Source organism: Gemmiger formicilis (genome assembly GCF_016900095.1).
GTDB classification, from domain to species: Bacteria; Bacillota; Clostridia; order Oscillospirales; family Ruminococcaceae; genus Gemmiger; species Gemmiger formicilis_A.
In genome coordinates this window covers 26,723-37,667 of sequence record NZ_JACJJP010000032.1, presented here as the reverse complement: position 1 = coordinate 37,667, position 10,945 = coordinate 26,723, and the positions used below count along the sequence as shown (strand labels likewise).

Genomic DNA, 10,945 nt, shown 5'->3' with positions numbered 1-10,945 from the left:
GTGTTGGGGGCGGCGGCGCTGTTCTGCCTCATGCTGGTGCTGCCCGCCCTGCCGCTGTGGCCGGCGCCTGCGCCCGCTGCCACGCCGGAAACCGCCGCCACTCCGGCGCCCACCCTGGTCACCACCGCCGCGCCCGCCGCCCACACCGACGAATACCGGGCGGTGTGGGTGTCTTATCTGGAATGGCAGCACACGGATTTTTCCTCTCAGGAGGCTTTTGCCGCCGAGGTGGGGACCATGCTGGACAACATCGCCAACCTGGGGGCCAATGTGGTGCTGGCCCAGGTGCGGCCTTTCGGGGATGCCCTGTATCCCAGCGATCTTTACCCCTTCAGCCATCTGTGCACCGGCGTCCAGGGGCGGGACCCCGGCTTTGACCCGTTGGCTGTGCTGGTGCAGGCCGCCCATGACCGGGGCCTGGAGCTGGAAGCCTGGGTCAACCCCTACCGCCTGCAAAGCGGGGGCACCCCGGAGGCCCTTTGCGCCGAAAACCTGGCCAACACCCACCCCGATTGGGTCAGATCGGTGGAGAGCGGGCTGTATCTGGACCCGGCCAACCCGGAGGTGCGGGACTACATTGCGGCGGGGGTTGGGGAACTCTGCCAAAATTATGATATCGATGGTGTGCACTTTGACGATTATTTCTACCCCACCACCGCAGCGGATTTTGGCGCCGACACCTACGCCGCCTACTGTGACGGGGGCGGCACCCTCGCGCTGGGGGACTGGCGGCGGCAGAACGTGGATGACCTGGTGGCCCTGTGTTACCGCACTGCCCATGAATATGGGGTACGGTTCGGCATTGCGCCCCAGGGTGACCCGGACAGCAACTACCGCAACCAGTACAGCGACGCCCCCCGCTGGCTGCGGGAAGCGGGGTTTGTGGATTATCTCATGCCCCAGCTGTACTGGGGGCTGGACTATGAAAAGGACGGGGATGCCTCCCACAGCCTGACCGAACTGGCCGGGGCCTGGCTGGCCCTGGACCGGCGGGCGGAGGTGGCGTTGTATTTCGGGCTGGGGGCCTACCGCATCGGGGAAGGGGACGGGGCAGACCGCTCCGGCCCCGGCACCGAGTGGCAGTCCGGTAAAGCCCTGGCGGCCCAGGCCGACGCCCTGGCCGGGCTGGGCGGGCAGGGCATCGGGCTGTACCGGTACGATTCCCTGTTCAGCAACACCTTATGGCCCACCCTGGCAGCCCAGGAGGCAGAGGCTTTGCGGGGAAGATAAAAGGCGCCTCTGGTAATGGAGGCCTTCCGGTAGCGTTATTTCAATCCATTCCTTGCTCAGGTCCTCCAGGACCTGAGTAGGCCGTCGTAAGGTGGCCGCATCCCCGGGTCCAGGGCCGCAGCCCTGGTCGGCGTCCACCGCATCGAAACGGTGGGACTTTTCGCTTCCTTTTGGTCACAAAAGGAAGGATATCACGACAGGCAGCCGTTTGCCAGACAACCCGGAAGCATCAAACAAGGCACAACCCCTCCGCCGCTGCGCGGCACCTCCCCTTACACAGGGGAGGCTTGGAGAAAAAGGCGCGGTACCCCCCTTACACAGGGGAGGCAAAAAATCAGTCATGCACCTTGCAGCTCCACTCCCGCACCGTCAGGCGCAGCATGGCCATGTGGTTATAATACTGGGGCATGTAGTCCCAGCCTTCCCGGCCGGTGTAGTGGGCCATGACCCGCTCCAGGGCATGGCGGCGGTCGTTGTCGTCGGTGAGCAGGGTCAGCTCGCCCTTGCCCATCACGCTCTGGTACAGACAGGTATAGTCGCAGGCTTCGGGGCCCGCCACCAGCTTGTGGCCGGTGTCCGACTCAAAGGCCACAAGCTTCTGGCAGGGCACCAGGTCCAGCTTGCGCCCCGCCGCTGCACTGTGAAAATACAGGGTCAGGGTATCCCCTTGCACGTCATAGCCGAAATTCAGCGGCACAATGTAGGCTTCACCGTTTTCCACCAGGCCGATGCGGCAGCAGTCGCAGGCCTGCAGAATTTCCACCATCCGGGAAAAATCCGTCACTTCTCGGTCTTTTCTGCGCATGACAAAGCGCTCCTTTCCGGCCGGAAACGCACATGCCGGCCCGGGTACCAGTATACCCCCTTTTGTGCGCCCTGACAATCGCCGCTTGTGCTGCCCGGCGGGGCGGCGATTGTATTTTATGGCCAAACATGGTAGAATAAACACTATGATTGGCGGACTGTACGCTTTTGCAAAAAGGAGCCGCCTCCAACAGGAAGGAAACAGAGTTTATGGCTGAATATCATCCCCAGTCCCCGGCCGCGCCGGAAGAAGGCTGGACCACCATCATACGCCCCCGCACCGGCTGGTTCGACATCGACCTGGCCGAGCTGTGGCGATACCGCGATTTGACCCTCATGTTCGTCAAGCGCAACTTCACCGTGCTGTACAAGCAGACTGTGCTGGGCCCGGCCTGGATCATCCTCAACCCCCTGATCACCACTGTCCTCTTCAACGTGGTCTTCGGCGGGCTGGCCGGGCTGTCCACCGACGGTTCCCCCTCCTTCCTCTTCTACATGGCAGGCAACACGGTGTGGACCTTCTTTTCCAGCTGCATCAACAACACCGCCAACACCTTCGTGGCCAACAGCCAGGTGTTCGGCAAGGTGTATTTCCCGCGCCTGACCACCCCCATCAGCCAGGCGCTGACCAGCCTGATCAACTTCTTCATCCAGTTTGTCATGTATGCGTTGTTCTGGGTGGGATTTGCCCTTACCGGGGCCGACATGCACCTGACCCCCTGGCTCATCGCCCTGCCCCTGGTGGTTGTGGAGGTCATGCTGCTGGGTCTGGGCGTGGGCATCATTGTGTCCAGCCTGACCACCAAGTACCGGGACCTGGCCATCGCCGTGGGCTTCGGCGTCCAGCTGTGGATGTACGTCTCCCCGGTGGTGTACCCCCTGTCCAGCCTGGGCGAAAGCCCCCGTCTGCGGGCGCTGATGATGCTCAACCCCATGACCGCCCCCATCGAGGTCTTCCGCATGGCCACCCTGGGCACCGGCACCGTGAGTGTGGGCGGGCTGGTGTACAGCGTGGTGTTCACTTTGGCGGCGCTGGCGCTGGGTACCATCCTGTTCAGCCGGATTGAAAAAACCTTTATGGATACGGTGTAAGGAGGATACCTCATGGCACAGGCAAGCGAAAGACGCCCGGTCATCCAGGTATCGGGCTTAAAAAAACAGTACAAGCTGGGCCAGATCGGCGGCGGCACCCTCACCCATGACCTGCAGAGCTGGTGGGCCCGGGTCCGCGGCAAGGAGGACCCCAACACCGTCATCGGCACCGACAGCCGCCTCTTCGGCCAGACCTTCATGGCGCTGAACGGGGTGGACCTGACCGTCTACCAGGGGGAAGCCCTGGGCATCATCGGCCGCAACGGCGCCGGCAAGAGCACCCTGCTGAAAATTCTGTCCCGCATCACCGCCCCCACCGAAGGGGAGATCCGGCTGCGCGGCCGGGTGGCCAGCATGCTGGAGGTGGGCACCGGCTTCAACAACGAGATGACCGGCCGGGAAAACATCTATATGAACGGCGCTATCCTGGGCATGACCAAGGCCGAGGTGGACGCCAAGCTGGACCAGATCATCGAATTTTCCGAGTGCGGGGAGTTCATCGATACCCCGGTGAAGCGGTATTCCAGCGGCATGTTCGTCAAGCTGGCCTTTGCGGTGGCCGCCCATCTGGACAGCGAAATCATGGTTATGGACGAGGTCCTGGCCGTGGGCGATATGAAATTCCAGCAGAAATGCCTGGGCAAGATGAGCGACGTGGCCGGGCAGGAAGGCCGCACGGTGCTGTATGTCAGCCACAACATGTCTACCATCCGGCAGCTGTGCACCCGGTGCATCGTGCTGGACAAGGGCAAGGTGATCTTTGACGGGGATGTGGAACAGGCCATCGCCGTGTATATGGAGACCACCGACGTGAACGTGGTCCACTACGACCTGACCCATGTGTCCCGCATGACCGGCAGCGCCGGCAAGCGGCTGCGGCTGGAGACTCTCGACTTTGTGGACAAGGAATCCAGCGTCTTTGCGGACAACGAGAAGATCCGGGTGCGCATCACCTGGCGGGTGGCGGAACCCTTCTCGGGGGTGAACATGAAGCTCAACCTCCATTTCCGGGACTCTACCCCCGTGGGCATCACCCACCCGGTGGACCTGGGCCCCGCCGTGCCCGGCAAACTCTACACCACCGAATTCACCTTCGACCCCTCCCTGCTGGGAGAAGGCCAGTATTTCTTCTATATCGACGTGTTCGACGGGTCCCTGGCCCAGGCGGTCTGCCTGGACAAGCCGGTGACCGAGTTCGCCTTTGAGGTGACCAACGCCGACCTGTCCATGCCCGAATGGGCCGCCGGCTGGGGCCGCATCCACTTCCCGCCGGTGCAGGCGGTGACCACCGCCGCGGAGGCATAAACCATGGCAAAACCCGATCTGTACATCTGCCACACCGCCTACCACCTGTTGATCGCCCTGGTACGGGCGCTGCGGTCCGGGGGCGGCCAGGCCGTCTGGCTCAGTGAGCAGATTCCCGGCGCCGAGGCCCTGGCGGCCTCCGGCAAGCTGGCCCCCGCCTTCAGGGACGTGCAGGTACTGTACGAATCCCGCTGGCAGGGCACCGTCACCGGCCTGTTCGGCCACGCCCGCAACCGCCGCGCCTACGAGAAGGCCGGGGTGGGCCCGGCGCTGGACCGCCAGGCCTACGGCGATATCCGCATCAGCAACGACTGGAGCGTGGCCGGGCGGTATCTCCAGGACTGCAACGCCGGGTACATCCTGTGCGAAGACACGGTGGGCGGCACCCTGGACACCGACCAGCACCTGCTCACCGAACAGCGCTCCGCCCCGGACTTTGCCCGCCGCCCCTACCTCTACTGGGGGGACAGCCCTGCCTGTAAGGCGGTGGAGAGCGAGGACCCGGACCAGTGCACCCTCTTTCCCCGGGAAAAGCTGCGCAAATTCGGCGCCCGGGAGATGCTGGCAAACCTGACCGACGCCGAAAAAACCGCGGTGCGCCGGGTGTTTGTCTCCCGGCCCCTGCCCGAAGACCCCGCCACCTACGCCGCCGCCACCCTGCTTTTGCCCCGCAGTTTTGTGCAGGACGGGCTGATGGACCAGGCCGAACAGGACGCCATCTTCCGGGCGGTGGCCGAACAATACACCACCGGGCCGCTGTTCATCAAGACCCATCCCCGGGACGACACCGACTACGAAAAACTTTTCCCCGGGGCCACCGTGCTGGAGCGCACCATGCCCAGCGAGGTGCTGAACTTCTGCCTGCCGGGCAAGTTCCGCCGGGCCGTCACGGTGCAGAGCTGGGTGCTGCGGGGCTTTACCGCCGCCCAGGAAAACATCTTCCTTTCTCTGGACGAAGCCAGGGCGCTGGTCCAAAACCAATGAACGAAAGGTCGCATTGCCTATGAAAACCGTTGCCGTCATTCCCGCCCGCTACCAGAGCTCCCGTATGCCGGGCAAGCCTCTGGCCGATATCCTGGGCAAACCCATGATCTGGTGGGTGTACAACGAAGCCAAAAAGTGCCGGGCCCTGGCCGATGTGGTCATTGCCACCGACGATGAGCGCATCCAGGCCGCCTGCCGGACCTACGGCATGAACTGCCTGATGACCAGCCCCGACCACGACACTCCCACCGGCCGCATCTGGGAGGTTTCCACCAAGCTGGAAGCAGACCTCTACCTGCAGGTCATGGGGGATGAACCCCTCATCAATGTCAAGGCCTTCGACCTGATTCTGCCCGAAAGCCTGCCCGCCGACCCCTACTATGTGGCGGTGCTCACCAACGTCATGACCCACCCGGCGGATGTGGTGGACTTTTCCAACCAGAAGGTGGTCACCAACGCCGAACGGGAAATCCTGATGATTTCCCGCAGCCCCATTCCGTACCCCAAAGGAACCCTGGATTTTGAGTACGAGAAGGTCACCGGCATCCAGCTGTACAGCCGCAAGGCGCTGCAGTTCTACCACGAAACCCCCAAATCCGCCCTGGAACTGGCGGAGGAAAACGATATGATGCGCTTCATCGAGCACGGGCACAAGGTGCATGCCATCAAGAGCCCCTACAAGACGGTGAGCGTGGACACCCCCAAGGACCTGGACCTGGTCCGCCGCACTCTGTCCGAAACCAACCCCGAATAAACACAAACACGAGGTATTTTTGTTATGGCAAACACCAAACTGCTGGACTGCACCCTGCGCGACGGCGGGTATGTGAACAACTGGCGCTGGGGATTCTCCGCCGCCAGGGACATCATTGCCACCCTGACCCGCGCGGGGGTGGATATGGTGGAAGTGGGCTTTCTGCGCAATGTGGACAAGTACGACCCCGACGTCACCGTCTGCCGCACCATCGAGGAGCTGAACCGCCTGCTGCCCGAACACACCGGCCACACCATGTACACCGGCATGGCCATGCGCTCCAACTACGATATCTCCCAGCTCTCCCCCTATGAGGGCCACGGCATCGAGCTCATCCGCATCACCGCCCACGACTACGACATCCGGGAAGGCATGGACTTCGCCCGGGAGGTCAAGGCCCGGGGCTACAAGCTGTCCATCAACCCCATCAACATCATGGGCTATGGGGACAAGGACATTCTGTGGATTCTGGACCAGGTGAATGCCATCCATCCGTACCAGTTCTCCATCGTGGACACCTTCGGCAGTATGCGCCGCCGGGACCTGGAACGTATCGTCAGCCTGGTGGACCACAACCTGGACCCGGATATCCGGGTGGGGCTGCACCTGCATGAGAACATGGCCCTGAGCTTCTGCCTGGCCCAGGAATTCCTGGACAAGCACCTGCTGCGGGATACCACCGTGGACGCCAGCCTGCTGGGCATGGGCCGAATCCCCGGCAACCTGCCCATTGAGCTGGTGGCCGACTATATGAACGACACCCTGGGCATGGGCTACGACATCGACGAGCTCATGGACGCCATCCAGGACCACATTGCCCCCTTGAAAGGGGAGACCCAGTGGGGCTACACACCCGCCTACTTCCTCTCGGCCCGGTACAACCTGCACCGCAATTATGCGGAGCATTTCCTGGGAAAAGGGGATCTGACCAACCGGGACATCAACCACATTCTGGCGGGGCTGGACCGGTCCAAGGCCACCGTCTTTGACGCCGCCTACGCCGACGGGCTGTACAAGGACTACCAGAGCCGCCGCATTGACGATGCCGCCGCCCTGGATACCCTGCGGGCGGCCTTTGGCGGCAAGAAGGTGCTGGTGCTGGCCCCCGGCGCTACCCTGGGCACCCCCGAAGGCCAGGTGGCTGCGGGCAAGGCCGGGGCGGACGTGGTGGTTTCGGCCAACTTCTGCCCGGATTTCTGCACCCCGGACTATGCCTTCTTCTCCTCCAGCAAGCGGTACGACAAGATCGACAGCCTGCCCTGCCCGGCGGTGCTCACCAGCAACCTGCGCACCGACAACCCCCTCACCGTCAACTACGACCGTCTGTGCGCCGCCGACGCTCCGGCGTCCAACAGCGTGCTCATGCTGCTGCGCCTGCTGCGGCTGTGCGGGGCTTCCCAGGCCATGCTGGCCGGGGCCGACGGCTACCGGGAAGGCCAGAACGCCTACGCCGAGGGCCGGCTGCACACCCACACCGACCGGGGCGCGGCCTACAACGCCCAGGTGGCGTCCGCCCTGCGGGCCATCCAGGCCGGGGGCCTGCCCATCGAGTTCGTCACCCCCAGCGAGTACGCCCCGCTGATGAATGCCTGAGGCGGAGAGAAAACCATGATTGAACTGCTGGTGCTGGACGTGGACGGAACCATGACCGACGGCGGCGTCTACTACGACGCCACCGGCAACGAGCTGAAAAAGTTTGCCATCAAGGACGGGGCGGGCATTGTGGCCGCCCGGGCCGCCGGGGTGCGGGTGATGATCTGCACCGGGCGGGAGTGTGAGGCGGTGCGCCGCCGGGCCGCCGACCTGCACATCGACTATGTGTTCCAGAACGTGAAGGACAAGGCCGCCTTCCTGCGGGATTTCATGGCCGAACACCATCTTTCCCGGGAGCAGGTGGCCTACTGCGGGGACGACTGGAACGATCTGCCCGCCATGGCCCTGTGCGGCTTTGTGGCCTGCCCCGCCGACGCCGCCGACCTGGTGGCCGCCCGGGCGGACTTTGTGGGCACCAAAAAGGGCGGGGAAGGGGCCGTGCGGGAAGCCATCGAGGTCTTTCTGCGCAGGGAAGGCCGCCTGGAAACCGCCCTGGACCGGGCGTTCGGCGTGAAAAGGAAAACGGAGACTGTTGTATGAGCCGCAAATGGAGCAAATTCTATCAGGAACACAGCCCCACGGTGTTGGCCCTGGTGGCCTTGCTGCTCTGCCTGGCGGTGGCCGCCGGGGTATGGCTGGCCGTGGTGCGGGGCAACACCCAGAAAAGCCTGTCCCAGAAAATCAGCGACGACTACACCCTTATGAGCGAGCCCATCCAGCCGGGGCAGAGCGTCAGCCAGACCTTCTCCTTTGACGAGGACCTGCTGGCGGTGGCGGTGGTGTTCGGCACCGCCGGGGAACAGCCTGCCGGCACCCTGAACGTGACCCTCACCGACGCCGACACCGGCGAGGTGCTGGCCACCTCCTGGGGGGACATGAGCCTGATTGTGCCCGGGCAGTACACCGGCCTGGGGCTGGATACCCCCGTGGCCGGCCAGGCCGGGCGGCGCTACTGCCTGACTCTGACCCCGGACTATACCGGGGAGGGACGGCTGTGCGTGGGCACCTCCGACGGCACCGCCCTGTGGGAGGATACCTACACCTTCGCCGGCCAGGCGGGGGATGCCACCCTCTCCCTCATCGTGACCTACCGCACCATCGGGGGGTTCCTGGACCGGTTCTTCCTGGGGGTGGCCGCCGTGGCCGCTCTGCTGGTCTTCTTCGGGGTGCAGGCGGCTTTGCGCCGCCGCCTGGCTCTGCACCGTCTGGTGTTTGTGCTGGCGGTGGCCTTCGGTCTCGTATACAGCATGGTGCTGCCCCCCTACGCCGCCCCGGACGAAAAATACCACATCAACCAGTCATTCACCCTGGCCTGCCGCTGGGCCAACTTCTTCAGCGATGAGGACTGGCGGATGGGCAACGTGCCCATCGAGATGAGCTACCGCCGGGAACACGACGTGAACGCCCTGCTCCAGGACGAGAACACCACCGTGTTCAGCTGGCAGGAACTGTCCGAAAACCTCTTCACCACCACCCCCGACAGCTTTGACAGCCATGTGGAGCTGGCCGAGTACCAGACCGACCGCAACCCCACCCTGTACGTGGTCAGCGCGGCGGCGGTGTTTGTGGGATTCCTTTTGCACCTGGGCTTTGTGCCGGTGCTCATGCTGGGGCGGCTGGCCAACCTGCTGGCCTTTGCGGCGCTGGCAGCCCTGGCGGTGCGGTTCGCCCCCTTCGGGCGGCGGGTCTTTGCGGCGGCAGCCCTGCTGCCCATGACCCTGCACCTGGCCGCCTCCTTCAGCCGGGACGCCCTGCTGCTGGGCCTGGCTTTCGTCTTCACCTCCCTGTGTATGCAGGCGGTGTTTGCGGACGAAGGCCACCCCGTCACCCTGCCCCATCTGCTGGGGCTGGGAGCCGCCGGGGTGCTGCTGGCTCCGGCCAAGGTGGTCTACCTGCCCCTGGCCGCCCTCTTCCTGCTCATTCCGGGGTCCCGCCTGGGCCCCCGGGCCAACCTGAAAAAGGGCGTCTATCTGGCGGCCTGCTGCCTGCTGGCCCTGGCGCTGAACAGTGCCATGCTCACCGGCCTGCTGCACAATGACGCCCCCGAAACGGCGGAACCCACCGAAACCACCCAGTCTGCCGAAGCCGAACCCACCTCCGCCGCCCTTCCGGCCGCGCCGGTGGTCCACGCCGCCCCCGGTACCGAGGCGGCCGCCGGGGAAGATGCCGACGCCAGCCCCCTGGCGGACTGGTTTGCGGCCATCCCTGCCGAATATCTGGAAAAGACCCCCGAAGCCTTTGTCCGCCGGCTGTACTACTGCGGCGGGCTGACCAAGGATGTGTCGGACACCGAGGTGGAATTCTGGGCTCAGGCCCTCACCGAGGGGGATGTGAGCGCCGCCGAGCTGGGGCAGAGCTTCTTCTTCAGCCCCGCCGAGATGGAAAACAGCTCCTTCACCGACGATGATTTCATCCGGGCCGTGACCCTGACCTACTACGGTTACGAGTGGCTCAACGACTGGTCCCGGGGGGTGGTGGCCGAACAGGGGCGTGTGAACCTGTTCAAGGCCTGCTACACCGAGGCCCCCGGCGTGGAGGAACTCACCGCCTGCGGGGTGACCATCGGCATGGAGGACGCGGAACACTATCCCATGGACCGCGACCTGCTGGTCACCAAGGTGGAGGAAGCCCGGTCGGTGCGCGCCACCCAGAGCGTGGCCGCCGAGGAAGACCAGGTGACCTTCACCCCCGGGTATATCCTCACCCATCTGCCCGCCACCCTGCTGCTGTTGGTGCGCACCGCCGTGTACAACACCGACGACTATCTGCGGGGCCTGGTGGGAGGCCTGCTGGGGTATAATTCGGTCAAGCTGGCCGGGGGCTGGGTGCTGGTGCTCTACGGCCTGCTGGCCTTTGCGGCCCTGCCCGCCCGCCGGGACACCGAAACCGACCGTCTGCCCGAAGGCCCCTACCGCCTGTGGTGTGTGGGGGCGGTGCTTCTGTGCAGCGCCCTGGCTCTGGCCGGGTGCGTGGTCTGGACCCCCACCTACTACCAGACCGTCTACGGGCTGCAGGGGCGGTATCTGCTGCCGGTGCTGCCGTTGGCACTGCTGGTCTGCGCCCCCCGCCGGGTGCTGGCCGCCGACGCCGACACCGCCGCCTCCCAGCTGGTCTGCGGGCTCTGCCTGGCCAACTTCGGGGTGCTGCTCAACATCATGCTGGTCATCCTTGCCCGGTGACCTG

Annotated in this window: 9 protein-coding genes; 8 read left to right on the top strand and 1 reads right to left on the bottom strand. The window is 64.6% G+C overall.

What is annotated here, in order from left to right:
* Window positions 1–1,230: glycoside hydrolase family 10 protein (locus H6B15_RS12920; protein WP_204648420.1), on the top strand; the 1,230-nt coding region annotated here is incomplete at its 5' end.
* 334 nt (window positions 1,231–1,564) lie between these two features.
* Here H6B15_RS12920 and H6B15_RS12915 read toward each other — a convergent pair.
* On the bottom strand, window positions 1,565–2,035 hold the full coding sequence (locus H6B15_RS12915) for a pyridoxamine 5'-phosphate oxidase family protein (protein WP_204648419.1): 471 nt from the start codon (window positions 2,033–2,035) through the stop codon (window positions 1,565–1,567).
* Window positions 2,036–2,244: 209 nt separating this feature from the next.
* On the opposite strand from H6B15_RS12915, the gene H6B15_RS12910 reads away from it, so the two are divergent.
* Genes H6B15_RS12910 through H6B15_RS12880 form a run of 7 tightly spaced genes read left to right on the top strand, consistent with a single transcriptional unit; the run spans window position 2,245 to window position 10,941 of the window.
* The gene (locus H6B15_RS12910) at window positions 2,245–3,126 is read left to right on the top strand and encodes an ABC transporter permease (protein WP_204648418.1); all 882 of its coding nucleotides are present in this window, start codon (window positions 2,245–2,247) and stop codon (window positions 3,124–3,126) included.
* Between the two features lie 12 nt (window positions 3,127–3,138).
* A complete protein-coding gene (locus H6B15_RS12905) occupies window positions 3,139–4,431 on the top strand; it encodes an ABC transporter ATP-binding protein (protein ID WP_204648417.1) in 1,293 nt (430 codons plus the stop codon).
* Window positions 4,432–4,434: 3 nt separating this feature from the next.
* Window positions 4,435–5,415 carry a glycosyltransferase family 52 gene (locus H6B15_RS12900; protein WP_204648416.1) on the top strand — a complete coding sequence of 327 codons (981 nt, stop codon included), beginning with the start codon at window positions 4,435–4,437 and terminating at the stop codon, window positions 5,413–5,415.
* 19 nt (window positions 5,416–5,434) lie between these two features.
* Window positions 5,435–6,169 (top strand): 3-deoxy-manno-octulosonate cytidylyltransferase, encoded by a 735-nt coding sequence (locus H6B15_RS12895; RefSeq protein ID WP_204648415.1) that lies wholly within the window; start codon window positions 5,435–5,437, stop codon window positions 6,167–6,169.
* A 24-nt stretch (window positions 6,170–6,193) separates the two neighbouring features.
* Window positions 6,194–7,762 carry an aldolase catalytic domain-containing protein gene (locus H6B15_RS12890; protein ID WP_204648414.1) on the top strand — a complete coding sequence of 523 codons (1,569 nt, stop codon included), beginning with the start codon at window positions 6,194–6,196 and terminating at the stop codon, window positions 7,760–7,762.
* Window positions 7,763–7,777: 15 nt separating this feature from the next.
* The gene (locus H6B15_RS12885) at window positions 7,778–8,302 is read left to right on the top strand and encodes a KdsC family phosphatase (RefSeq protein ID WP_204648413.1); all 525 of its coding nucleotides are present in this window, start codon (window positions 7,778–7,780) and stop codon (window positions 8,300–8,302) included.
* Entirely contained in the window at window positions 8,299–10,941 is a 2,643-nt protein-coding gene (locus tag H6B15_RS12880; protein WP_204648412.1) for a DUF2142 domain-containing protein, read from the top strand. Before H6B15_RS12885 ends, H6B15_RS12880 begins: the two co-directional genes overlap by 4 nt.
* The last annotated feature ends 4 nt before the right edge of the window (window positions 10,942–10,945 follow it).

Bases quoted from the DNA above. Each gene is read 5' to 3' on its own strand.
- H6B15_RS12915 (WP_204648419.1), bottom strand. From the start codon at position 2,035: ATGCGCAGAAAAGACCGAGAAGTGACGGATTTTTCCCGGATGGTGGAA.
- H6B15_RS12910 (WP_204648418.1), top strand. From the start codon at position 2,245: ATGGCTGAATATCATCCCCAGTCCCCGGCCGCGCCGGAAGAAGGCTGG.
- H6B15_RS12905 (WP_204648417.1), top strand. From the start codon at position 3,139: ATGGCACAGGCAAGCGAAAGACGCCCGGTCATCCAGGTATCGGGCTTA.
- H6B15_RS12900 (WP_204648416.1), top strand. From the start codon at position 4,435: ATGGCAAAACCCGATCTGTACATCTGCCACACCGCCTACCACCTGTTG.
- H6B15_RS12895 (WP_204648415.1), top strand. From the start codon at position 5,435: ATGAAAACCGTTGCCGTCATTCCCGCCCGCTACCAGAGCTCCCGTATG.
- H6B15_RS12890 (WP_204648414.1), top strand. From the start codon at position 6,194: ATGGCAAACACCAAACTGCTGGACTGCACCCTGCGCGACGGCGGGTAT.
- H6B15_RS12885 (WP_204648413.1), top strand. From the start codon at position 7,778: ATGATTGAACTGCTGGTGCTGGACGTGGACGGAACCATGACCGACGGC.
- H6B15_RS12880 (WP_204648412.1), top strand. From the start codon at position 8,299: ATGAGCCGCAAATGGAGCAAATTCTATCAGGAACACAGCCCCACGGTG.